Here is a 24672-nt window from a genome sequence, read left to right as displayed (position 1 = left end):
TTCACGTGGCGGTAAATGGAGCAGGTTTCACGGAACACAGATACTGCACGAAGCTGTCCGCTTCCACGGCTTTGCTGAAGTAGTAACCCTGGCCTTCCTCGCAATGATGGGCCCTGAGGAAATTCAATTGTTCGAGGGTTTCCACGCCTTCGGCGATGATGGTCAGTTTGAGGCTGCGCCCAAGACTGATGATGGCGCTGACCAGGGCAGCGTCGTTGCTGTCGTTGCTCAAGCCGCGAATGAACGACTGGTCGATTTTCAGTACATCGATTGGAAAACGCTGCAAGTAACTCAGGCTGGAATAGCCGGTGCCGAAGTCATCGATGGCCAGACGCACACCCAGCGCCTTGAGTCGGTTCAGGGAATTGACGGTGGTCTCGATGTTTTGCATCAACACGCCTTCGGTGATCTCCAGCTCCAGCAAGGACGGCTCCAGGCCTGTCTGTTCGAGGATCTGTTCGATGCCATCGACAAAGTCCCGCTGACGGAAATCGATGGCTGACATGTTCACCGACATGCAGAGATTTGGCAGCCCGCGCGCTTGCCAGGCGCAGGCTTGTCGGCAGGCCTCGGCAAGCACCCATTTGCTCAGCGGGACGATCAGGCCGCTGTCTTCGGCCACCGCGATGAAATCCGACGGATAGACCAGGCCGTGCCCGGGTCTTTGCCAACGGATCAAGGCCTCGGCGCCGACTACCATGCCGCTGCCCAGATCCAGTTTGGGTTGGTAATGCAGGACAAACTCATTGCGCTCCAGCGCCAGGCGAATACCGGTTTCGATGCTTTGCTGATCCCGGGCCCGCTTGTTCATTTCATCGATGAAAAAACTGAAATCGTTCGGGCCGCTTTCCTTGATGTTGCGCATCGCGGTTTCGGCTTTCTTGATCAGCTCGATGGCGTCGAAACCGTCATCGGGATAAATACTGATGCCCAGGCTCGCGGTCACGCTCAGGTCATGCCCGGCGATGTGCAGGGGGGCGCGAATGGCGTTCAAGAGTTTTTCGGCGATGCCCTTTGTCTGCTGGGGATGGCGGATATCGGCGAGGATCACCACGAATTCGTCGGAGCCATAGCGAAACACCGAATCTGACTCGCGCACGGTGGCCACCAGGTTGCGGCTGACCTGTTTCAACATTTCGTCACCGGCCGGATGGCCGAGGGCATTGTTGATGCGCTTGAAGCGATCAAGCCCCAGAAACATCACCGCCAGTTGCTTGTCATGGCGTCGGGACAACGCCAGCGACTGGTTCAGCCGGTCACCCAGCAACGTGCTGTTGGGCAACTCGGTCAACACGTCGTACTGCAACAGATGAGACACCTTGAGCAATTCGTGAACCCGCGCTTCGATGGTTTGCTCCAGGCTCAGCACCTTCATCGCCGCGTCCTGAGCCATCTGCCATTTCCAGGTCAGGGCGCTGGCCATCTGGCGGATTTCCAGGCTGTCGAAGGGCTTTTTCAGCACCAGCATCTGGTCGCCAAACTCCAGCCGTTCGGCCATGGCTTCCCAGGTGTAATCCGAATACGCCGTGCACAAGGCGACTTGCAGGTGTGGATCGGCCTTCCACAGTTGTTCAATGGTCTCCAGCCCGTCCCAGCCCGGAGGCATGCGCATGTCGGTGAACACCAGGGCGTAAGGGTGACCTTCGGCCAATGCGCGTTTTACCAGCTCCAGGGCTTCTTGCCCCTGATAGGCCGAGTCGAGCTGGAACGTCAGCCGTTCCATCGGCAGCGTGCCGAACAGTGCTGCTTCAGTGCCGGCCAGGCTCAGTTCACCTTCCGTTTCGGCGCCGAGGATCTTGCGGAAATCATCATGAATAGAGGGTGTGTCGTCGACGATCAGGATGCGCCGGTTGGTCCGCACGAAAGGGGTTTTCATCCTTTGTCCTCCGTGGACGGCATGATTCTCCCGGCTTTCAGCAACTCGGCAGCCTGTTGGCTGCTGACGGCCTTGCTGAAGAAAAAACCCTGGGCGTTCATCGGTGACCCGGTGGCCATCAACGAACTGCGCTGTTCCTGGGTCTCGACGCCTTCGGCAATGATGCCGATCCCGACATCCCGAGCGAAGTTGATGATGGCGCGCAACGTGTTGGCACTGGACGGATCGCGAGCGGCTGTGTCGATGAAGGCTTGGGCGAGTTTCAGGTGATTGACCTGATAGGTCTTGAGGTAATCGAACGAAGAATACTCGGTGCCGAAGTCGTCGATGGCGATCTTCACGCCCAGGTCACGCAAGCGTGGCAACACGTCGTTGTGGGTCCATTTGGTCTGGGCCAGCGTCGCTTCGGTGACGTCGAACCGCAGGTCCGCGGCGCAGAGCTCCCAGCGTGCGGTGGTGCGCAGCACGTCATAGATGAGCTCGGGGCCGCTCTTGAGCTGGGCCAGGGACAGCTTGATCGCAATCACCGGTGGCGCGACACCTTCATCCCGCCACTGGCGCATTTGCCGGCAGGCTCGATCCAGCACCCAATGACCGAGGGCGATGATCGTGCCGGTCTTTTCGGCGGCGGGCAGGAACGCAGTGGCTTCCAGCAAACCGCGCTCGCGGTGGTTCCAGGTGACCTGCGCTTCCATTCCGAGGATCTTGCCGCTGGTCAGGTCGACTTCCGGCCAGTAACACAGTTCGAGTTCATTGTGTTCGATGGCCTCTCTTAACTCGCTGGCGATGGTCATGCGTTCGACCACTTCCTGATTGATCTCCTCTGAATGGAAGTGGTACTGGTTGCGGCCCTTTTCCTTGGAGCGATAGAGCGCCATGTCGGCCTGGGTCAACATGCCGTCGGCACTGGTGATGGTCGGGCTGTAACTGCTGATGCCAATACTGACCGATACCCGTATATCGTTGCTGGCCAGGGAGTAGGGCAGCACCAGTGCATCCCGGACCTTGGTGGCGAGGGCGGCGGAATGGGTCGGGTCGCTGACGTCCAGCTGCAGGATCGCGAACTCGTCGCCGCCGAGGCGGGCGACCACATCGTTTTCCCGCACGCAGGCCTTGATGCGCCGGGCCACTTCTTGCAGCAACAAGTCACCCACCGGGTGCCCGAGGGTGTCGTTGATGCGTTTGAAGTGGTCCAGGTCCAGGTAAAACATGGCGAATGGCGTCGCGCCGCGACGTGCGGCGGCGAAGGCCTGGTGCAGCCGCTCGATCAGCGTGGCGCGGTTGGCCAGTCCGGTCAGTCCGTCGGTGCGCGCCAGCAGGAAGATTTTCTCTTCGGCCACCTTGCGTTCTGTGACGTCGATGATGATGCCTTCGACTTCCAGCAGGCGGCCTTCGTCGTCGCGTACCGGGATGTAGCGGTTTTCCACCCAGCGCCAGTCACCGTTGCCGGTGCGCATCCGGAACTCGATGGAGGCGCCGGCAGCGTGGCGGTCCAGCACCCGGGCCATGGCGGTGTCGACCTTCAATTGATCTTCGGGATGTATCAACTCCCGGGCCCAATTGGCCGAGGCGACCAGTTTCGCCGCGACATGCCCGTACTTGGTGATGTTGTGCGAGATGTACATCAACGGAAACGACGGTTCGCCCCGCAGCCGATACAGAATGGTCGGGCTGTTCTGCACGATGATGTTGGCATCGGACAGTTCCCGGGTGCGCTCCTCGACCGCTTGCTCGAGCAGCGACATCTTCAGCTCCGCATCTTCGGTCATTTGCCACTTGGCGGTCAGCGCGCTGGCCATCTGGCGGATTTCGATCGCATCGAACGGTTTCTTGAGAATCAGCAGACGGTCGCCCAGCTCCAGGCGTTCGTCGATGTCTTCCCAGGAATAGTCGGAGTAGGCCGTGCACAGCGCCACTTGCAACTTGGGGTCGACTTGCCACAAGCGTTCGATGGTTTCCAGGCCGTTCCAGCCTGGTGGCATGCGCATGTCGATGAACGCCATAGCGTAGGGCATATCGTTGGCCAGGGCCGTTTCGACCTTGTCCAGCGCTTCGAGGCCCTGGAAGGCTGAATCGAGTATGAAACGCTGGAGCGTGGCCGTCACCGCAGTGCCGAAAAGGGCTTGTTCCGAGCTGGTGAGGCTGTCGTCATCGGACGATGGCGGGCTGAGGATCTTGATGAAGTCCTCATGGATTGAAGGCGTGTCGTCGACGATGAGAATTCGCCGGTTGGTTCGCGCCAGCAGCGTATTCATCGCCAGATCCCTGGACCGGCAGCGGTTTGATGCGCAGTGTTCATAAGGGTCATCCTTTTCCCTGACCACCTGGCCGAACGTACAGATTATGGATCCGAGTCACCAGAGCATAGTCGCCCGGACCAGAGTTCGCGCAACTGACTGAAACGAATCATTGCGGTGATGGCACGAAAATCATCTAGCCTGAAGGTCAGGATCCGGCAATAGCGGATGTTTGCCCGGATTCCGACATGATGCTGTACCCGTTTTCGCCTGAGGTAATGCCATGGAAGAGCAACTCCCCGCGACGTCCGTCTATAAACCCAAGGTGTTGCTGGTCGATGATGAGGAACCCATTCTCAACAGCCTGCGTCGCCTGTTACGCGGCCAGCCCTACGACGTGCTGCTGGCCACCAGCGGCGCCCAGGCCCTGGAAATCATGGCGCAACAGTCCATCGATCTGGTGATGAGCGATGCACGCATGCCCAACATGGACGGTGCCACGCTGCTGGCCCATATCCACCAGCTCTATCCCGATACCGTGCGGATCATGCTCACCGGTTATGCCGACCCGTCAGCCATTATCAAAGCCATCAATGAGGGGCAGATTCATCGCTACATCAGCAAGCCTTGGCACGATGAGGAAATGCTGCTGATATTGCGGCAATCACTCGCGTACCAGCATTCCGAACGTGAAAGGTTGCGTCTGGTCCAGGAAACGTGGGATCAGAACGAGGAATTGAGGCGGCTCAACACCACCCTGGACAAACGCGTCGCCTCCCGCACTGCCGAGCTGCAGCAGACCGCCGACATGCTCGACCTGGCCTATGAGGAGCTCAAGCACAGCTACGTCACCGGCACCGAGATGTTCTCGCTGCTGGCCAACCTGCGCATGCCGCCGGCCAAACAGACCAACCGCCAGATCATCGAGTTGGTGCGGGTGTACTGCAAGCTCCATGACCTGGATGCGGGCACCAGTCGCGACCTGACCATGGCGGCGGCGCTCTACAACATCGGCAAGCTCAGCTGGACCGACAGCATGATGACCGCCCCTGCGGACCTGTTGCATCACAATGATCGTGAGCGTTACCGCAATTACCCGAAGCAGAGCGAATCGCTGTTGATGACGCTCGATCCGATGAAGGATGCCGCCCGTCTGATTCTGCACCATCAGGAGCGTTGGGACGGCAGCGGTTTTCCCGACCGGCTCAAGGGTGAAGCGATTCCCGTCGGTTCGCGGTTACTGAAGCTGGCGGTGGATTTCATCGAGTTGCAGCGCGGGTTGATCCTGGAACGGCAGATGAACAGCGATGAGGCGCTGGTGTATATCCGCAGCTATGCCGGAAAACTCTATGACCCGGGGATGGTGGAGGATTTCATTCAGGTGTGCGCCGCCTACCTGAGCGATGTTTCTCTGGCCGATCCGGCGGTCAAGGTCATCACCACCCGGGAATTGGCAGCGGGGATGATCCTGGCGCGCAACCTCAATGCCGACAACGGCATGCTGCTGCTCAATGCCGGCAAGGTATTGAATGGACCGCTGGTGGAGAAGCTGATCGCTTTCGAAGCCATGGAAGGGGCGAAATACAGCATTTTCGTGAAGGTGCCGGAAGACGTGAACGGCGCGATTCTCGAGGGGGGGGAGACTTCCGACGCCTTGCACTGATCACTGTGTGAGCGAGCTTTTGTGGCGAGGGGATTTATCCCCGTTGGGTCGCGAAGCGGCCCCAAACCTGTGACTTCGGTATCTCAGACAAACCGCATCCACTTAGTTTGCGACTGCTTCGCAGCCGAACGGGGATAAATCCCCTCGCCACCAGGCTCGCGCTCAGGCGGGCTGTGTTTCGCAGAAGTTTTTCGGCGTGACCACGCGCCGGCACTCATGTGATCCTTGCGCCTTTCAGCCAAGGCCAATCCTTTTCATGACACCTTCATCCGCCGCTTCACCCCGCATCATCCGCATTGCCGCCGCCCTGTTGATCGGTCCCGACGGTCGTACCCTGCTGGTTCGCAAACGCGGCACCGAGGCCTTCATGCAACCGGGTGGCAAGATCGAGGCCCATGAACAACCGGTCTGTGCGCTGGCCCGTGAACTGGATGAAGAGCTCGGACTGGTCATTGATCCGGCGCACGCGATGTATCTGGGGCAATTCTCGGCACCGGCCGCCAATGAGCCGGGATTTATCGTGCAGGCCGAACTCTTTCAGCTGACGATCGATGCAGACGTGTCCCCGGCAGCGGAGATCGAAGAGGTGCGCTGGATCGATCCGGCGACCGACGGTGATGTCACCCTCGCGCCATTGACACGGGACCTGATCCTGCCGTTTTATCGAGCCTCGCTGACCGCGATCGCCTGATTATTCACGGACCAAGGATTGCCCATGATTCCGCTTCAAGACTTGCTGATCTTCGCCGCTGCCGCGTTGCTGATGGTACTGACGCCGGGGCCGAACATGATCTACCTGATCTCCCGTTCGATCTGCCAGGGGCGCAAGGCCGGGGTGACTTCGTTGCTCGGTGTGGTCGCCGGATTCTTCGTGCATCTGTTCGCCGCAGCGGCGGGTTTGACCGCGGTGTTCCTGGCCGTGCCGATGGCCTATGAAGTGTTGAAGTGGGCCGGGGCGCTGTACCTGATGTGGCTGGCCTGGCAGGCGGTCAAACCGGGAGCGCGGTCGCCGTTCGAGGCGCAGCAGTTGCCGCCGGATTCGCCGCGCAAATTGATTACCATGGGGTTTCTGACCAGTGCCTTGAATCCGAAGATCGCCGTGTTTTACCTGTCGGTGTTTCCGCAGTTCATCACGCCTGAGCATGGCTCTGTCTTCACCCAGAGCATCGTTCTCGGTTTGACCCAGATCAGCGTCAGTTTTTGCGTCAATCTGTTGATCGCGGTGTTTGCGGCAGGCATCGCGTCCTGGTTCGTCAACAACCCGACCTGGCTGGCGCTGCAACGCTATTTCATGGGGTTCGTGCTGTCGGCGCTGGCGGTGCGGCTGATGCTTGAGCAACGAAGGGCGGCGTGAACATGTGGATTGAACGGCTTGATGCCAGCCATGCGCTGGCCTATCGGGCGCTGATGCTCGAAGCCTACGACTTGCATCCTCAGGCGTTCACCTCCAGCGTGCGTGAGCGCGCCACGATGCCGCTGAGCTGGTGGGAGTCGCGCCTGACCAGCAAGCTCGATGTGCTGTTCGGCGCATTTGAACAAGGGCAATTGGCAGGCATCGTCGGCCTGGCCTTCGAACCTCGTGAAAAGGCCCGGCATAAGGCGACGCTGTTCGGCCTGTACGTATCCGGCCAGGTTCGTCAGCGCGGGCTCGGTTATCAATTGGTGCAGGCGGCGCTGGCCGAGGCGCAAACCCACCCGGTCCTGAGGCTGGTTCAGCTGACCGTCACCGCCGGCAACGAAGCGGCGTTCAACTTGTACCAGCGATGCGGCTTCATCCAGTTCGGCCTGGAGCCGCTGGCGCTGCGGGTTGGTGAAGAGTACTTCGACAAGATCCACATGTGGCGGGAGGTCACCCCAGGAACTTGAGGCATAAGGCCGCTTTTGTGGCGAGGGCGCTTGCTCCCGCCGGGCTGCGAAGCGTCCCCAAAACCTGCAACCTTATTCTCTCAGGTACACCGCATAGGCTGGATTTTCGTCTGCTGCGCAGCCGAGCGGGAGCAAGCGCCCTCGCCACAGGGGACCGTATCGGCTATCGAACCGCGCTGACCCCATCCAGCGTAGAAAACGACGTGTCCTTCGCCGTCAGCAGAAAATCACGCATGTACGGCGCATCCAGCATGTCCGCGCGGATCCCCGCGTACAACGTCGCAAACAAGCCTTTCTCACCCAGCCGCTTGGCCTTCACATAGCCCCGTGAACTGTATTCATGCAGCGCCCAGTGCGGCATGCCGCACACGCCACGCCCGCTGGCTACAAGTTGCATCATCATCACCGTCAGCTCCGAGGTGCGGACCTGGGCCGGTTCGATGTCGGCCGGCTCCAGGAAACGGGTGAAAATATCCAGCCGATCACGCTCCACCGGGTAAGTGATCAAGGTCTCGGTCAGCAAATCTTCAGGAACGATATACGCCTTGTTCGCCAAACGGTGCTGATTGGCCACCGCGAGCATTGCTTCATAAGTGAACAGCGGTACATAGGTGATACCGGCAATTTCCAGCGGATCGGAGGTCACCACCAGATCCAGATCGCCACGGGCCAGGGCTGGCAACGGGGCGAAGGAGAAACCCGACGCCAGGTCCAGTTCGACTTCCGGCCACGCATCGCGGAACTGGTCGATGGTTGGCATCAGCCACTGGAAGCAGCTGTGGCATTCGATTGCCATGTGCAAGCGCCCGGCGGTGCCACCGGCCAGCCGCGCGATATCACGCTCGGCGCCGCGTAGCAGCGGCAAAGTGGCGTCGGCCAATTGCAGCAGGCGCAAACCGGCGCTGGTGAAACGCACCGGTTTGGTCTTGCGTACGAACAACGGCATGCCCATGCGCTCTTCCAGCTCCTTGAACTGGTGGGACAGGGCTGATTGCGTCAGGTGCAGGCGGTCGGCGGCATCGACCAGGCTGTCGGCTTCGCGCAAGGCGTGCAGGGTCTTCAAGTGGCGGATTTCAAGCACCGGTTGGGCTCCATGAGGAAAACTTGTGATCAACACGAAAAGGTTGAGTTTGTCTCATGTTGGGTTGGCTGTCGACAATAGGGCCATGTTTTACGGCCTCTAATCTAGGAAGGAACTCACCATGGCTCTGGCCCACACACTTGGTTTTCCACGCATCGGCGCTGACCGCGAACTGAAAAAAGCCCTCGAATCCTACTGGAAGGGCGATCTCGATCAGGACGCGCTGAAAAACGTCGGTGCCCAACTGCGCGCCACCCACTGGCAATTGCAGAAAGACGCCGGCATCGACCTGCTGCCGGTCGGCGACTTCGCCTGGTACGACCAGGTGCTGACCCATTCCCTGACCTTTGGTGTGATCCCGGAGCGTTTCGACAGTGCCAAAAACGCCAACGGCCTGCCGACGCTGGACACGCTGTTCGCCATGGCCCGAGGTGCAACTGCAGCCTGCTGCGGCGGCGAACACACCAAGGCGCAATATGCACAGGAACTGACCAAGTGGTTCGATACCAACTACCACTACCTGGTCCCGGAATTCAGCGCAGACCAACAGTTCAAGCTTAGCTGGGAACAGTTGTTCGACGAAGTCGACGAAGCCCGGGCCCTTGGCCATAACGTCAAACCAGTGATCATCGGCCCGCTGACGTACCTGTGGCTGGGCAAGGCCAAAGGCAACGACTTCGACAAGCTCGACCTGCTGGAACGCCTGCTGCCGATCTACGGCGAAATCCTCGGTCGTCTCGCCGCCCAAGGCGTGGAGTGGGTGCAGATCGACGAGCCGATCCTGACCCTCGACCTGCCGCAAGAATGGAAAAATGCTTTCGAACGCGCTTATCACATCCTCCAGTATTCGCCGCTGAAAAAGCTGGTGGCGACCTACTTCAGTGGCCTGCAAGACAACCTCGGTCTGGCCGTCGGTTTGCCAGTGCAAGGTTTGCACATCGATGCGGTGCGCGCCCCCGACCAACTGCTCCACGTGCTCGATCGTCTGCCGACCTACAAGATTCTCTCGGTGGGCCTGGTCAATGGCCGCAACGTCTGGCGTTGCGAACTGGAGCCGGTGCTCGCACAACTGCAATTGGCCCAGGAACGCTTTGGCGACAACCTGTGGGTCAGCAGTTCCTGCTCGTTGCTGCACAGTCCGGTGGACCTGGAGCGTGAAGACAAACTCGATCCGGAACTGAAAAGCTGGCTGGCGTTTGCCGTGCAGAAGTGTGGCGAAATCGCTGTGCTGCGTGATGCACTTAACGACCCGCAGTCGCCCAAGGTGCAAGCCGCCCTGGGCGAAAGCCGGGCGATTCAGGCCAGCCGCGCCGAGTCTCCGCGTATCCACAAAGCGCAAGTGCAAGCCCGCATCAACGCCATCGGTGCAGCCGACAGCCAGCGCCACTCGCCGTTTGCCAAACGCATCGAGCAACAGCGCACAAGGTTGAAGCTACCGGCGTTTCCGACCACCACCATCGGTTCGTTCCCGCAGACCGGTTCGATCCGCCTGGCGCGTCAGGCGTTCAAGCAAGGCAAGCTGTCGGCCAACGATTACACCGACGCCATGCACAGCGAAATCCGCCACGCGGTGCAAGTCCAGGAACGCCTGGGCCTGGATGTGCTGGTCCACGGTGAAGCCGAACGCAACGACATGGTGGAGTACTTCGCCGAGCAGCTGGACGGCTACCTGTTCACCCGTTTTGGCTGGGTACAGAGCTACGGTTCCCGTTGTGTGAAACCGGCGATCATCTACGGCGACCTGAGCCGTCCGAACGCCATGACTGTCGACTGGATCACTTATGCGCAAAGCCTGACCGACAAAGTCATGAAAGGCATGCTCACCGGTCCGGTGACCATGCTGATGTGGTCGTTCCCGCGGGAAGACGTTTCGCGCAAAGTCCAGGCGCAGCAGTTGGCGCTGGCCCTGCGTGACGAGGTGCTGGACCTGGAAAACGCCGGCATCAAGATCGTCCAGATCGACGAAGCGGCGTTCCGCGAAGGTTTGCCGCTGCGTCGGGCGCAATGGCAGGAATACCTCGATTGGGCGGTGCAAGCGTTTCGCTTGAGTGCGTCCGGTGTGCGCGATGAAACCCAGATCCACACCCACATGTGCTACAGCGAATTCAACGACGTGATCGAGGCCATCGCGGCGATGGATGCTGACGTGATCACCATTGAAACCTCGCGTTCGGACATGGAATTGCTGGAGGCCTTCGAAGCGTTCGACTACCCGAACGATATCGGCCCGGGTGTGTATGACATTCACTCGCCACGGGTGCCGGACACGGCGGAGATGGTCAAGTTGATGAGCAAGGCCGTGAAGCGGATTCCGGCGGAACGGTTGTGGGTGAACCCGGATTGCGGTCTGAAAACCCGGGCTTGGCCGGAGACGGAAGCGGCGTTGGTGAACATGGTGGCGGCGGCGCGGCAGTTGCGGAGTCAGTTGGCTTAAGCTTCTGTGGCGTCTGCCCGGACGATGAATGAAAGCGCGGTGTTGAATATGACCGTTCAGCACTCTTCATCAAACTGTCACGTAACTGTGGCAGCGCGCTTGATCAAACTTCATCAGACTCGCGCTCTACTGGGGTTCTGCGTTTCGGTGTTTTTTCATGAGTGCACGTTTTTTTTCGACAGCGGTTTTCCTGGCCGCGTTGTTGTTCGGCCTGCCATCCTTTGCGGCCTCTCGATGTGATGTGAATGTTCCGACCGAACACGCCGATCTGGCGCAGGTGAGCCTGGCGTACCAGAGCATCGGCCGTGCCTCGGACCCGGCACTGCTGCTGGTGATGGGGCTGGGCGGGCAGTTGATTCACTGGCCGGACGAGGTGGTGGTTGCGCTCTGCCAGCAGGGCTTTCGGGTGATTCGATATGACAATCGCGATGTCGGCCTGTCCACCTGGCGACAGGCGCCGGTCGACGCCAATCTGACCTTCGAAGTGCTGCGCTACAAACTCGGTTTGCCGGTTTCGGCACCGTATTCCCTGACGGACATGGCCGATGATGCGCTGGGTCTGATGGATGCGTTGCACGTCGATCAATTCCATGTGCTGGGCGCGAGCATGGGCGGGATGATCGCCCAGCATATGGCGGCCATGGCGCCGCAGCGGATCGAGAGTCTGACGTTGATCATGACCACTTCCGGTGCCGAAGGTTTGCCGGCGCCCAATGCGGCCTTGGTGCAGTTGCTCTCGCGCCGTGGTGCGCCGAATCGCGAAGTGGCGCTGGAGCAGCAGGCCGACTTGCTGGCAGCGCTGGGGAGTCCGACGGTGAGCGATGATCGGCAGGCCCTGCTGCATCAGGCGGCGCTGTCTTATGACCGGGCGTTCAACCCCGAGGGTGTGAAGCGCCAGATCATGGCGATCCTCGCGGAGCCAAGTCGGGTGGCGTTGCTTAATCAGTTGCGGGTGCCGACGCTGGTGGTTCATGGCACTGCCGATCCGCTGTTGCCGGTGATGCATGGGGTGCATTTGGCGGCGCATATTCAAGGTAGTCAGTTGAAGCTGATTCCTGGGTTGGCCCATCGTTTTCAGGAGGCGTTTAAAGCACCGTTGCTGGCGGCGGTGTTGCCTTATCTGCAGGCTCATCGCGAAGACACTTCGCATTGGGCGCAGATTGATCCTGTGGTTGAACACAACCTTCTGTAGCACCGAAATCCACTGTGGGAACGGGGCCGGCATTCTGGCGAAGGCGGCCTGTCTCTTGCAGACAGACAACCATGCCGCTTCCACAGGTGTATCGTTCATCATTTTCGGCCTGTGTTCAGCCTGCGAGGTGTGTGATGAGTGCTCCCCTGAAGATCGATTTCGTCAGCGACGTGTCCTGCCCGTGGTGCGTTGTGGGTCTGTACGGCCTGACCCGCGCTCTGGATTTGCTGGGCGACGAGGTCCAGGCCGAAATCCGTTTCCAGCCGTTCGAGCTGAATCCGAAGATGAGCCCTGAAGGGCAGAACATCACCGAACACATCACCGAGAAATACGGTTCGACCCCGGAGCAATCGCAAAAGAACCGCGAGATGATTCGCGCACGCGGCGCCGAAGTCGGCTTTGCCTTTCGCACGGACGGTAACAGCCGCATCTACAACACTTTCGATGCTCACCGTTTGTTGTACTGGGCGGGGCTGGAAGGGTTGCAGTTCAATCTGAAGGAGGCGCTGTTCAAGGCGTATTTCACCAACGGCGGCAATCCTTCCGACCACGCTCAGTTGGCGCAGATCGCGCAAAGCGTTGGGCTGGACCGGCAGCGGGCCGAGGCGATTCTGGCATCGGACGAGTTCGCCAGGGAGGTGCGGGAGGAAGAGCAGTTGTGGCTGTCCCGCGGCGTCAGTTCGGTGCCGACCGTGGTCTTCAACGGGCAGTACGCGGTCAGCGGCGGGCAACCGGTGGAAACCTTTGTCGGGGCGATTCGACAGATCATGAGCGAGGCGAAGGGCGGCACGGTCAGTTGATCGGATCGCAGTTGAATAGAAATATATCAATATGCCACTATGGTTTCAGCCGTTCTTGCCGATATAGGCAGCAACGATTTCAATCATAGGGATTTGATCCATGACTCTTCACGCCTTTCGCACGTGGGCAGCGCTCACTTTACTCGCTTGCCTGAGCCTTACCGGCTGCGCCCACATCCAACCGCCTGTTCCGCTGGATAAACAATTCTGGGATGCCAAGGAGCCGACCATCGGCGTTGCCATCACTGTGGTGCCGGCACCGGTGCTGGCACTGACCGGTCAACAGGGGATGCTCGATTACGCGATCAATCGGGGCGTGAACAGCAAACTCAGCGACAACGTCGAAAAATGGCAAGTGCGCGACCTGAACACGTTGCCGGATGTCATCGTCGCCAAACTGCAGGCCAAGGGCTACAAGGTCAAGAGGATCAATGAGCCGGTCGACCTGAATGTCTATAAACAAACCAGTTTCCGCGAAGGCTACATGGGCCGGGACCTGACTCCGATCAAGGGCGCTTACGGCGTCGATCGCCTGTTGCTGGTGAATGTCTTCGCCACCGGCGCCACCCGCAGCTACTACGGATTCGTGCCGACCAGCGTGCCGATGGCGCAGGTGAGCGGGCAGGGCCTGGTGGTCGATCTGGCCGACAACAAACTGTTGTGGTTCAAACCCTTCGCGGCGGTGCAAGCGGCTCAGGGCGAGTGGGATGAGCCGACCTACACCAACCTGTCCAATGCCTTCTACCAGGCCATGGACAATAGTCGTCAGCAAATGATCACACCGTTCGAGCAATGAAGCGCTCGATCATGGGGGCCAGTGCGCTGGCCCTGCTGGTGCTCGCCGGTTGCGCGCAGAAACCGGCGCCCGAGGCCGGTTTCAAGTCGCAGAGTGCCGCGTCCTACGTCCAGGCTCATGGACTGAAAGTGGACATGCAACTGCCGCAGGCGTTTGTCGGTGCCAGCACGGTGATTGACGCCGAGGCGGCGCAGAAGGCGGCTTCGTCGAGTCATAACCTGGTGGCGGGTGCCAATGCGGCAGGACTGGCAGGTTTGCTGGTGGCGAGCCTGATCAACACTCAGATGGGCAGCGGCAGCTTGCAGCGCGATGCGGAAAACTCTGCGCTCAAGGATTCGCGTCCGATGGCCGACCTGCTCGCCGGCGTGCCATTGCAGGAGCGTCTGCAACAGCGCTATCAACAAGCGTCGCAAGTGGCCGGGCTGAAACAAGGTGAGGGGCAAGTCACCGCGCGGCTGGTGATCGAACCGAAACTGATGCTCACCCCCGATCGCGGCAGTTTTGTGCTGGTCAATCAGGTGCAGGTCCAGGACATTGCCGGTTCTGCGCTGTACCGCATGCGCATTGAAGTGGCGAGCCAGCCAGTTCGGCGTTGCGGCAAGCAATGCATCGACGACGGCACTCTGGATCTGGCGAGGGTCACGGCCGTGCTCGACGAGTGCATCGACGAGTCCATGCGTGTTTTAGCCACCGACCTGATGCTGCCGGCACCGCCGGAGGCCGCCCAGGAAACCTTGCGGTATGTGCTCGATGGCCAGCGTGTGGTAGAGCGCGGTTATCAGTTGGCGAATAACGGCACCTATTGGCGTTATCGCAACCTCTACGGCGCAGTGAAATCAGTGCCGGTGCCGTTCGAGGATGCGCTGACGCAAGCGCAGTTGCAGAAGGTTTACGGGCAGTAAAACGCAGAACCTGCAGGAGCGATCGGTGCGGTGATCCGACGTGCCGGCGAAGGCGACGGAACAGTCATGAAGTGTCTGACACGCCGTCTTCGTCGGAACACCGCCCGGAGCCAGCCTTGAGCATCAGGTCCGTCAGTGGCTCAGCCCGTACTTCTTCACTTTGTCGAACAGGGTGGTTTTGGCCATGCCCAGTTCCAGGCTGGCCTGGGTCAGGTTGCCGCCGCTGCGTTGCAAGGCGTCGCTGAGCAGGTTGCGTTCGAAGGCTTCCACCGCTTCGGCAAAGGCCAGGCCCTGATTGCTGCCGCTGGTACCGGTTTTCTTGAAGGCCGGCAGGCCGAGGGCAAAACGCTCGGCGACGTTGCGCAGTTCGCGCACGTTGCCCGGCCAGTCGTGGCTCATCAGGTTTGACAGGGTCTGGTTGTCCAGCTCCGGTACCGCGCGGTCGAAGCGCAAGGACGACTGCTGCAGGAAGTGTTCGAACAGTTGCAGGATGTCTTCGCGGCGTTCGCGCAGCGGCGGCAGTTCCAGGGTCACCACATTCAGGCGGTAATACAGGTCGCTGCGGAATTCGCCGGCCTTGCTCGACTCGTCGAGGTCGGATTTGGTCGCCGCGATCACCCGGCAATCCACCGCCACACTCTGGTTCGAGCCGAGGCGTTCGAGGGTGCGTTCCTGCAACACCCGCAGCAGTTTGATCTGCAACGGCAGCGGCATGCTTTCCACTTCGTCGAGGAACAGCGTACCGCCGTCGGCGTGTTCGATCTTGCCGATCCGCCGCTTGCCGGCGCCGGTGAAGGCGTTGGCTTCGTGGCCGAAGATTTCACTTTCGAAAAGGTTCTCCGGCAGTCCACCGCAGTTCAGCGCGACGAACTGCTTGGTGTGACGCCGACTGAAGTCGTGCAGGCAGCGTGCGACAAGTTCCTTGCCGGTGCCGGTTTCGCCTTCGATCAGCACGTTGGCCGAAGTGTCGGCGACGTTGGCGATCAATTCCCGCAGGTTCTGCATCGCTGGCGAGCGGCCGATGATCCGGCCTTCCAGGGAATCCCGTTCCGCCAGTTGCCGACGCAGCGAAGACACTTCCCGCGCCAGGCTGCGTTGTTCCAGCGCACGACGTGCGACATCCACCAGCCGTTCCGGGGAGAAGGGTTTCTCCATGAAATCATAGGCGCCTTTCTGCATTGCGCCGACGGCCATGGAGATGTCGCCGTGGCCGGTTATCAGCACCACCGGCAGGCTGCGATCGCGAGCCTTGAGCCGGGTCAGGAGTTCGAGGCCGTCGATGCCGGGCAGGCGAATATCGCTGATGACGATGCCGGCAAAATTGTCGCCGACCCGCTCCAGCGCTTCTTCGGCACTGCCCACGCCGACGCAGGGAATGTCTTCCAGGGTCAGCGCCTGTTGGCAGCCGAGCAGCACATGGGGGTCGTCTTCGACGATCAGCACACTAAGGTCGTTGTTCATATTGGCTCGGCAGGAGTAGGGCTTACCAACGGTAAACTGAGGACGAAGGTGGTACCACCGCTGGCCGGGTGCTCGACACCCAAATGTCCGCCCGTCGCGGCGGCCAGGCTGGCGGAAAGGGTCAGGCCGAGGCCCAGACCCTGCTCACCGGGTTTGGTGGTGAAGAACGGTTCGAACAGGTGCTTGCGCGCTTCGGCGTCGATGCCATGACCGTTGTCGCGGACCCGCAGGCGATATTTGCCATCGAACTCTTCGCCTTCAAGCCACAGCTCCGGTTGGGGCTGCGACTGCATGGCATCGAGGGCGTTGCCGATCAGGTTGACCAGAATCTGCTCCAGGCGGGTCTGGTCAATCTGCACCTGTACGTCGGCGTATTCTCGATGTAATTGCAGCGGGACACTTTCCACGCGTCCGCCGAGCAGTTGCAGCGCGGCGTCCATTGCTTTGCCGAGGCAGGCCTGGCCCTTGTCGTCGCCGCGCCGGGCAAAGGAGCGCAGGCTGGCGGTGATCCGGCCCATGCGATCGATCAGTTCGTTGATGGTCTTGAGGTTGGTGCTGGCCACATCCAGTTGCCCGCGCTCGAGAAAGCGCACGGTGTTGCCGGACAGGGTGCGTAGCGCCGCCAGCGGTTGATTCAATTCGTGGGCGATGCTGGTGGACATCTGGCCGATGGCGGCGAGTTTTCCGGCCTGCACCAGTTCATCCTGGGCGCGCCGCAATGTCTCTTCGGCCTGACGGCGTTCGCGGATCTGACCCTTGAGTCGCTCGTTGCTGGCGCGCAGATCGGTGGTGCGTTCGGTAATCCGACGCTCCAGTTGATTGTTGGCTTCCTGCAAGGCTTCCCGGGCGGCGAGGCGGGTGGCGATCACCTTGCGGCGCTCGTTCCAGGCAATCAGCAGGAACGCCACCAGGGCAAACGCCACGGCCACCAGAATCCCCTGATTGATCGCTTCGCGACGCAAATCCTGCAGCGGCGTGAGCAGGGTGAAATTCCACGGGGTGTCGCTCAAGGGGCGGGTTTGCGAGAGGTAACTGATGTCCTCTTCGTCGGACTCCACTTCGCTGTTGGCCGGGAAGGTCAGTTTTTCTTCGCCTTCGGCCAGTTTTTCCCGGGCCAGCGGTTGCAGTTCGTTCAGTGGAAACCAGTAGTACTGAAGGCTGCGGGCGAGTTTCTCCTTGGTCTCGTCGCTCAGTGGCACGACTGATTTCAGCCGGCGCGCCGGATCGCTGGAGAGAATGATGATGCCGTTTTCGTCGCTGACAAAGGCTTCGAGGCGCGCGCGCTGCCAGCGTTCTTCCATGGCTTCGAGGCGGACTTTGACCACCGCGACACCGATGATCTTGCCGTGTTCTTCCAGGCCATGGGCCAGGTAATAACCGGGTTCGCCGTTGGTGCTGCCGATGCCATAGAAACGGCCGGGCTGGCCGCGCACGGCGTTCTGGAAGTAGGCGCGGAAGGACAGGTCTTCACCGAGGTAACTGTCGACGTCGCGCCAGTTGCTGGTGGCCATGACACGACCGGTGGTGTCCATCACGTAGATGGCCCGACTGCGGCTGCGCCGGTTCAGGCCTTCGAGGTATTCATTGACCGTTTGCCGGTGTTCCGGAGACGGGTCGGCCAACAGCTTCGAGACGCTGGATTCGAGTTCCAGCAAGCTGGGCAGGTAGGTGTATTTGCTGATCTCGCTCTCGACGGCGCGGGCGTGCAGTTCGAGCTGACGCTGGCCGTTCTCGCTGAGGCTGCGGATTCCGTAGTGCTCACTGACCCAGAAGCCGAGAAAACCCAATCCGATCATCAGGGCGATGACCAGCGGCGGCAGGAACAGATGGCGGATCAGACGGGGTTTCACGGCGAGTGATGGCTTTGCTGCGCGATAGAGAGTGGGGTCGCATTTCATCACAGATGCCTTGGGTCAACCACAACACTTACTTAGAGCGCCGCCACCGGCCCCTGTAGGAGCGAACTTTTGTGGCGAGGGGATTTATCCCCGTTGGGCTGCGAAGCGGCCCCAGCATTAAAAGTCAAACCGCATGCAATGGGTTGACGACTGCTTCGCAGCCGAACGGGGATAAATCCCCTCGCCACAAAAGCCCGCTCCCACAGTTGGGGAGCGGTGTCTTTTTTAGTGCTGCAGAATCTTGTTGAGGAAGTGCTGCGTACGCTCGGCACGGTGGCTGATATCGCCGAAGAACTCCTCTTTCTTGCAGTCTTCGATGATTTTGCCGGCGTCCATGAAGATCACCCGGTCCGCCACTTTACGGGCGAAGCCCATTTCGTGGGTCACGCACATCATGGTCATGCCTTCATGGGCCAGTTGCACCATCACGTCGAGTACTTCATTGACCATTTCAGGGTCGAGCGCCGAGGTCGGTTCGTCAAACAGCATGACGATCGGGTCCATCGCCAGTGCACGGGCAATCGCCACACGCTGTTGCTGACCACCGGAGAGCTGACCCGGATGCTTGTGAGCGTGGGCCGAGAGACCCACGCGCTCGAGCAATTGCAGGCCTTTCTTGGTGGCCTCTTCCTTGCTGCGGCCCAACACCTTGATCTGCGCGATGGTCAGGTTTTCGGTGATGGTCAGGTGCGGGAACAGCTCGAAATGCTGGAACACCATGCCCACGCGAGAGCGCAGTTTCGGCAGGTTGGTCTTTGGGTCGGCGATGGACGTGCCGTCGACGACGATGTCGCCTTTCTGGAACGGTTCCAGCGCGTTGACGCATTTGATCAAGGTGGATTTGCCGGAACCGGACGGGCCGCAAACCACGATCACTTCGCCTTTTTTGACCTCGGTGCTGCAGTCAGTCAGTACCTGGAAGTCGCCATACCACTTGTTGACATTCTTGATAGAGATCATACGGCAAACCTTTTTTGCAGACGCTTGACCAGCAGCGAGGCGGCAAAGCTGATTGTGAAGTACACGAGACCTGCGAAGATCAGGAACTCATTCGAGCGGCCGATGATGTCGCCACTGGCACGCGAGGCATTGAGGAAGTCCACCAGACCGACCGCATACACCAGTGAGGTGTCCTGAAACAGAATGATGCTCTGTTGCAACAGCAGCGGGGTCATCTTGCGGAACGCTTGCGGCAGGATGATCAGACGCATCATCTGGCCGTACGTCATGCCCAGGGCTTGGGCAGCGCCCATCTGGCCTTTGGGAATCGACTGCACGCCGGCGCGGACGATTTCGCAGAAGTACGCCGCTTCGAACATCATGAAGGCCACGATGCATGAAGCGAACGCGCCGATCGGCGTGTCTTCGCCAGTGATCCAGCGCAGCACGAACGGCACCGCCAGGTAGAACCAGGTGATGACCAGCAGGAGCGGGATCGAACGGAAGTAGTTAACGTAGGCGCCGGCAATGTTCGACAGCAGTTTGCTGTGGGACAGGCGCATCAGCGCGAGGACCGTGCCGAGGATGATGCCGCCGATAACGCCCAGCGCCATCAGTTGCAGGGTCATCACCATGCCGTTCCACAGTCCTGGCAGGGACGGGATGATGCCCGAGAAGTCGAATTCCATCATTTACCCCCTACGGAGATCAGGCCCGGTACGGCGACTTTCTTCTCGACCAGGCGCATCAGCAGCATCAGGCCCATGTTCAGGGTGAAGTAGATCAGCGTTGCCAGGGTGAAGGCCTCGAACAGGTTCGCGGAAAACTCGGCGGTCTGTTTGGTCTGTGCGAGCAACTCCATCAGACCGATCAGCGAGGCGACGGAGGTGTTCTTGAACACGTTCAAGAATTCCGAGGTGAGCGGCGGAATGATGATCCGGTAAGCCTGGGGCAGCAGCACGTTCCAGTAGATCTGTGGCAGCTTGAAGCCCATGGCGCGAGCAGCGGCTTCCTGGCCTTTCGGCAACGCCTGAATGCCTGTGCGTACTTGTTCGCAAACGCGAGCCGTGGTGAACAGGCCCAGGCAGACAACAACGCTGAGGAACGCCGAGGTGGTCGGGTTCAGGTCCTGTTTGTACCAGTCCTGCAGGTTTTGTGGCAGCAGGTCGGGCACCAGGAAGTACCAGATGAACAGCTGCACCAGCAGCGGCACGTTACGAAACAGTTCGACGTAGCAGGTCGCGATGCCCGACACGATGCGATTCGGTACGGTGCGCATGACGCCCAGGATCGAGCCCAGCGTCAGGGCGATGATCCAGGCCACGATGGCGATGGCGATGGTCCAGCCCAGGCCGGTGAGGTACCAGTCGAAATAAATTTCGCTGCCCACGCCGGTAGACTTGAAGAACACGCCCCAGTCCCAGTTGTAATTCATTAGGGTCTCCCCTCGGATTCGATCGATGTACTAGTGCCCGCCTGGGGAAGCTCCGTTCCCGCCCGACTTGAGAGTCAGGCACACGCGATCGGCTCGACAGCCGCCTGTTCGAGTGTTTCCAGAAATGCCAGCAGGGAGTGACAACCTCCTGAAAGAGTAGTAGCCCTCTCAGGAGGTAAGGTTAGTCAGAAATCAGGATTTCTTGTCGTCAGCCGCTTTATCGGTCGGATTGGCGATCAGGGCCTTGAGCTCGTCGCTCATCGGGAACATCAGGTTCAGGCCTTTAGGCGGGATTGGCTGCATGAACCATTTTTCGTAGATCTTGTTGATCTCGCCGGATTTGTAGGTCGCCACAATGGCGTCGTCTACAGCCTTCTTGAACGGCTCGTCGCCCTTGCGGACCATGCAGCCGTAGATTTCGTAGGATTGTGCAGTGCCCGTCACAGCCCAGTCAGTCGGCTTCTTGGCCTTGGCCATTTCACCGGCCAGCAGTGCGTCGTCCATCATGAACGCAACGGCACGACCCGATTCCAGCATCTGGAAGGATTCGCCGTGGTCCTTGGCGGAGATGACATTCATGCCCATCTGCTTGTCGGCGTTCATCGACTTCAGAATACGCTCGGACGTGGTGCCCGCTGTGGTCACTACGTTCTTGCCTTTCAGATCGGCGAAGTCTTTGTACGGCGAATCCTTCTTGGCCAGCAGCTTGGTGCCGATTTCGAAGATGCCGATGGAGAAGTCAACTTGCTGCTGACGCTCGACGTTGTTGGTGGTGGAACCGCATTCCAGGTCCACGGTGCCGTTCTGCACCAGCGGAATACGGGTTTGCGAGGTCACCAGGTTGTATTTGACCTGAAGGTTAGGCAGGTCCAGGTCTTTCTTGATCGCTTCAACAATTTTCAGCTGGATATCGTGGGAGTAGCCAACCGGTTTGCCGGAAGCGTCCGCGATATAGGAAAACGGAATGGAAGCGTCACGATGCCCGAGGGTGATGGTGCCGGACTCTTTGATCTTCTTCAGTGTGCCGGTGAGTTCGGCAGCGAAAACTGGAGTGGTAATCAGAGCGGCAGCAATGGCTGCGCCCAGGATATGGGGAACGATGCGCATCAAATTTTCCTCGACATTGTTTTTTTTATGGAGCCAGTTCATCGGCCCTTTTGTGCTTCGAATGTCCGTCGGCTTCTAAGGACCGCGCAACAAGCATTCGTCCAAAAGTGTAGAGCATGACTCGTGCCAGGCCAGGTGGTTAAGGTTAATTCATTGATTTATAACGATATTAAATATTCATGGCGTGTCATTTTGGGTTAGAGAATCCGGTTAACCGAATAGACCGACAAGTCGCGTTCGGAAAACCGAACGAAATCTTGTGCCTGCATATTCCCTGCGGGAGCGAGGGAGCGACATGAATGCAAAAAAGCCCCTGAATCGCGAGATTCAGGGGCTTTCGTTTAGCGCGGATGAGATCAGGCCGCTTCGATCTTGCTGCGGTTCTGCTCGACCTTGCTCAGATAATCCGCGAGCTTCTGTTGCTCATCCGGGGTGGTGAACAACCCTAGCTTGCTGCGGCGCCACAGAATGTCATGCGCCGTGGTCGCCCACTCTTCGCTGCACAGGTAATCGATTTCGCGGGTGTAGAGACCGCCGCCAATGTGTTCGCCCAGATCGCTGAGGCTCTGCACGCCTTCGAGCATGCGCCACGTGCGGCTGCCGTAGGTCGTGGCCCAGCGGCGGGAAATTTCAGTCGGCACCCAGTCGAACTGGTCACGAATCCGTGAGCTCAGCGCCTGCGGGGTGGTCATGTCTTCGCCGCCCGGCAGGGTCGCGGTGGCGGTCCAGCTCGGCTTGATGTGGGTGAAGTACGGCGCCAGTTGTGCCAGCGCCGACTCGGCCAGTTTGCGGTAGGTGGTCAGCTTGCCACCGAACACCGACAGCAGCGGCGCTTCTTCGCCCGTGCCCGACAAGGCCAGGGTGTAATCGCGGGTGACGGCCGACGGATTGTCGGATTCGTCATTGCACAGCGGACGAACACCGGAATAGCTGTGCAGGATGTCGTCGCGGCTGATCTGCTTTTTGAAGTGAGCGTTGACCACTTTCAACAGGTAATCGGTTTCACCTTCGGTGATTGCGACCTTCGCCGGATCGCCGGTGTATTCGCGGTCGGTGGTGCCGATCAGGGTGAAGTGGTTCAGGTACGGGATGGTGAACACGATGCGCTGATCTTCGTTTTGCAGAATATGCGCGTGTTCGCCTTCGTACAGCTTCGGCACGATCAGGTGGCTGCCCTGGATGAGGCGGATGCCATAGGGCGATTCCATTTTCAGGTCGTCACGAATGAACTTGGCGACCCACGGGCCGGCCGCATTCACCAGCGCCTTGGCGCGAATCGAAAACAGACTGCCGTCGGCGCGTTCCAGGTGCAGGTGCCACAGGCCTTTGGTGCGACGAGCGCTGACGCAACGGGTCTGGGTGTGAACGTGGGCGCCTTTCTCGCGGGCGGCCATGGCATTCAGTACCACCAGGCGAGCATCGTCGACCCAGCAATCGGAATACTCGAAGCCTTTGGTGATTTCGCTTTTCAGCGGGCTGTCCGGGCCGAACTTCAGGCTTTTCGAACCTTCCAGTTTTTCCCGTTTGCCCAGGTTGTCATAAAGGAACAAACCGGCGCGGATCATCCACGCCGGACGCAGGTGCGGACGGTGCGGCAGCACGAAACGCATTTGCTTGACGATGTGTGGCGCCTTGGCCAACAACACTTCGCGCTCCGCAAGGGCTTCACGTACCAGGCGGAATTCGTAATGTTCGAGGTAGCGCAGGCCACCGTGGATCAGTTTGCTGCTGGCCGACGAGGTGTGGCTGGCAAGATCATCCTTTTCGCAAAGGAACACCGAAAGACCGCGGCCGGCGGCATCCGCTGCGATCCCCACGCCATTGATCCCGCCACCGATGACGGCAATGTCGTAGACCTCAGCGAGAGGGGGCGTAGGCAAGGTAGAAGTGGGCATCGGCTGGCCTCGGGCTTTTATGATTTTCGGTATTGGATTTCGAACATAAATGTTCATTTGCGAAAATGGTAGCCCATAAAGACGCACACAGCCAGTCAACTTCGATTGAAAATACTGATCGAAGGGCCGTCAAAGGAAAATTTCCGAACATTAATGATGCTGTTGGAGGCTTTTGTGGCGAGGGGCTTGCTCCCGCTGGGCTGCGAAGCAGCCTGAACCGGCGAACGCGGTTTTTCAGGAGGAGCATGTTGTCTGAACTGCGTCTGCTGCGCAGCCGAACGGGAGCAAGCTCCCTCGCCACAGGGGAGCGTGGTGTTTTCGAAAGGGGTTAAACCACTTCGAGTCGAATCTTGTGCTGACTCAACAGCTGCGCCAACGCCGGCACAGGCTGCTGATCCGTCACCAGGCAATCGATCAAACTGATCGGCCCCAGGCGAACCATGGCGTTGCGCCCGAACTTGCTGGAGTCCGCCGCCAGAATCACCTGCCGGGCATTGGCAATGATCGCTTGCGACACCCGTACTTCCTGGTAGTCGAAGTCCAGCAGGCTGCCGTCTTCATCGATACCGCTGATGCCGACCAAGGCAAAATCGACCTTGAACTGGTTAATGAAGTCGACACTCGCCTGACCGACCACCCCTCCGTCACGCCGCACATTGCCACCGGTCAGCAGGACATCGAAGTCGTCCTTGGCGCTGAGCATCGAGGCCACGTGCAGGTTATTGGTGATGATCTTCAGGTGATTGTGGTTGAGCAGCGCCCGGGCAATCGATTCGGTCGTGGTGCCGATGTTGATGAACAGCGAGGCGTGATCGGGGATCTGGGCGGCAATGGCTTCGCCGATACGCTGCTTTTCATCGCGCATCTGATCGGCGCGCATGGCGTAGGCGGTGTTTTCGACACTGGAATCGTAGGCCGCGCCGCCATGGTAGCGACGCAACAAATTGGCTTCCGCGAGCTGATTGATGTCGCGGCGGATGGTTTGCGGTGTAACGACGAACAGCGTGGCCATTTCCTCGATGCTGACATAGCCGCGTTCGCGAACCAGTTCGAGGATTTGCTGCTGACGGGGAGGCAGATTCATGGGGCT

The 24672-nt window shown here is 59.7% G+C and carries 20 protein-coding genes; 9 read left to right on the top strand and 11 right to left on the bottom strand.

Annotated elements, in window-relative coordinates; all coding sequences use genetic code 11:
- Position 1: 1 nt before the first annotated feature.
- Positions 2 to 1876 carry a putative bifunctional diguanylate cyclase/phosphodiesterase gene (locus tag ACM1ZW_RS03010; RefSeq protein WP_414880571.1) on the bottom strand — a complete coding sequence of 625 codons (1875 nt, stop codon included), beginning with the start codon at positions 1874 to 1876 and terminating at the stop codon, positions 2 to 4.
- Complete coding sequence (locus ACM1ZW_RS03005) at positions 1873 to 4137, bottom strand: EAL domain-containing protein (RefSeq protein ID WP_416740791.1); 2265 nt, start codon at positions 4135 to 4137, stop codon at positions 1873 to 1875. Before ACM1ZW_RS03005 ends, ACM1ZW_RS03010 begins: the two co-directional genes overlap by 4 nt.
- A 259-nt stretch (positions 4138 to 4396) precedes the next feature.
- Between ACM1ZW_RS03005 and ACM1ZW_RS03000 the strand changes: the two genes are divergently transcribed.
- The 4 genes from ACM1ZW_RS03000 (at position 4397) to ACM1ZW_RS02985 (ending at position 7642) form a co-directional block, all read left to right on the top strand.
- On the top strand, positions 4397 to 5776 hold the full coding sequence (locus tag ACM1ZW_RS03000) for an HD domain-containing phosphohydrolase (protein WP_416740145.1): 1380 nt from the start codon (positions 4397 to 4399) through the stop codon (positions 5774 to 5776).
- A gap of 256 nt (positions 5777 to 6032) precedes the next feature.
- Positions 6033 to 6467, top strand: a complete 435-nt coding sequence (locus tag ACM1ZW_RS02995) for an NUDIX hydrolase (protein WP_414880572.1) — start codon at positions 6033 to 6035, stop codon at positions 6465 to 6467.
- Between the two features lie 24 nt (positions 6468 to 6491).
- Positions 6492 to 7130, top strand: coding sequence for a LysE family translocator (locus ACM1ZW_RS02990; protein ID WP_416740144.1), 639 nt, complete (start codon positions 6492 to 6494; stop codon positions 7128 to 7130).
- Positions 7131 to 7132: 2 nt separating this feature from the next.
- Positions 7133 to 7642: a GNAT family N-acetyltransferase gene (locus ACM1ZW_RS02985; protein ID WP_414884269.1), complete on the top strand. Its 510-nt coding sequence runs from the start codon at positions 7133 to 7135 to the stop codon at positions 7640 to 7642.
- A gap of 163 nt (positions 7643 to 7805) precedes the next feature.
- Here ACM1ZW_RS02985 and metR read toward each other — a convergent pair whose 3' ends face one another.
- The gene (gene metR / locus ACM1ZW_RS02980; RefSeq protein ID WP_017340592.1) at positions 7806 to 8723 is read right to left on the bottom strand and encodes a transcriptional regulator MetR; all 918 of its coding nucleotides are present in this window, start codon (positions 8721 to 8723) and stop codon (positions 7806 to 7808) included.
- Positions 8724 to 8844: 121 nt separating this feature from the next.
- On the opposite strand from metR, the gene metE reads away from it, so the two are divergent.
- From metE to ACM1ZW_RS02955, 5 genes are all read left to right on the top strand, one after another.
- Positions 8845 to 11157, top strand: coding sequence for a 5-methyltetrahydropteroyltriglutamate--homocysteine S-methyltransferase (metE, locus tag ACM1ZW_RS02975; RefSeq protein WP_017340591.1), 2313 nt, complete (start codon positions 8845 to 8847; stop codon positions 11155 to 11157).
- Between the two features lie 157 nt (positions 11158 to 11314).
- Positions 11315 to 12349 carry an alpha/beta fold hydrolase gene (locus ACM1ZW_RS02970; protein WP_416740143.1) on the top strand — a complete coding sequence of 345 codons (1035 nt, stop codon included), beginning with the start codon at positions 11315 to 11317 and terminating at the stop codon, positions 12347 to 12349.
- 134 nt (positions 12350 to 12483) lie between these two features.
- Positions 12484 to 13149, top strand: a complete 666-nt coding sequence (locus tag ACM1ZW_RS02965; RefSeq protein WP_416740142.1) for a DsbA family oxidoreductase — start codon at positions 12484 to 12486, stop codon at positions 13147 to 13149.
- 100 nt (positions 13150 to 13249) lie between these two features.
- Positions 13250 to 13945, top strand: a complete 696-nt coding sequence (locus tag ACM1ZW_RS02960; protein WP_017340588.1) for a hypothetical protein — start codon at positions 13250 to 13252, stop codon at positions 13943 to 13945.
- Positions 13942 to 14847: a hypothetical protein gene (locus tag ACM1ZW_RS02955; RefSeq protein WP_017340587.1), complete on the top strand. Its 906-nt coding sequence runs from the start codon at positions 13942 to 13944 to the stop codon at positions 14845 to 14847. The genes ACM1ZW_RS02960 and ACM1ZW_RS02955 overlap by 4 nt, the downstream gene beginning before the upstream one ends.
- A gap of 132 nt (positions 14848 to 14979) precedes the next feature.
- Here the strand turns inward: ACM1ZW_RS02955 and ACM1ZW_RS02950 are convergent, their stop codons facing one another.
- From ACM1ZW_RS02950 to ACM1ZW_RS02915, 8 genes are all read right to left on the bottom strand, one after another.
- Entirely contained in the window at positions 14980 to 16260 is a 1281-nt protein-coding gene (locus ACM1ZW_RS02950) for a sigma-54-dependent transcriptional regulator (protein WP_238588354.1), read from the bottom strand.
- Between the two features lie 44 nt (positions 16261 to 16304).
- Complete coding sequence (locus tag ACM1ZW_RS02945; protein WP_414880575.1) at positions 16305 to 18206, bottom strand: sensor histidine kinase; 1902 nt, start codon at positions 18204 to 18206, stop codon at positions 16305 to 16307.
- Positions 18207 to 18431: 225 nt separating this feature from the next.
- Complete coding sequence (locus ACM1ZW_RS02940; protein WP_008032183.1) at positions 18432 to 19166, bottom strand: amino acid ABC transporter ATP-binding protein; 735 nt, start codon at positions 19164 to 19166, stop codon at positions 18432 to 18434.
- On the bottom strand, positions 19163 to 19834 hold the full coding sequence (locus tag ACM1ZW_RS02935; RefSeq protein WP_017340583.1) for an amino acid ABC transporter permease: 672 nt from the start codon (positions 19832 to 19834) through the stop codon (positions 19163 to 19165). Before ACM1ZW_RS02935 ends, ACM1ZW_RS02940 begins: the two co-directional genes overlap by 4 nt.
- Positions 19834 to 20580 carry an amino acid ABC transporter permease gene (locus ACM1ZW_RS02930; RefSeq protein WP_017340582.1) on the bottom strand — a complete coding sequence of 249 codons (747 nt, stop codon included), beginning with the start codon at positions 20578 to 20580 and terminating at the stop codon, positions 19834 to 19836. Before ACM1ZW_RS02930 ends, ACM1ZW_RS02935 begins: the two co-directional genes overlap by 1 nt.
- Positions 20581 to 20772: 192 nt before the next feature.
- Positions 20773 to 21687 carry a glutamate/aspartate ABC transporter substrate-binding protein gene (locus ACM1ZW_RS02925; protein WP_416740141.1) on the bottom strand — a complete coding sequence of 305 codons (915 nt, stop codon included), beginning with the start codon at positions 21685 to 21687 and terminating at the stop codon, positions 20773 to 20775.
- A gap of 356 nt (positions 21688 to 22043) precedes the next feature.
- Entirely contained in the window at positions 22044 to 23582 is a 1539-nt protein-coding gene (gene glpD, locus ACM1ZW_RS02920) for a glycerol-3-phosphate dehydrogenase (protein ID WP_414880577.1), read from the bottom strand.
- Between the two features lie 328 nt (positions 23583 to 23910).
- Complete coding sequence (locus ACM1ZW_RS02915) at positions 23911 to 24666, bottom strand: DeoR/GlpR family transcriptional regulator (RefSeq protein ID WP_017340579.1); 756 nt, start codon at positions 24664 to 24666, stop codon at positions 23911 to 23913.
- Between the last annotated feature and the right edge of the window lie 6 nt (positions 24667 to 24672).

Origin of the sequence: Pseudomonas sp. NFX71 (assembly GCF_048079215.1) — a bacterium.
GTDB lineage: Bacteria > Pseudomonadota > Gammaproteobacteria > Pseudomonadales > Pseudomonadaceae > Aquipseudomonas > Aquipseudomonas fluorescens_B.
Note: the sequence above shows the minus strand (reverse complement) of the source record. Positions and strands in the feature narration are given on the sequence as shown.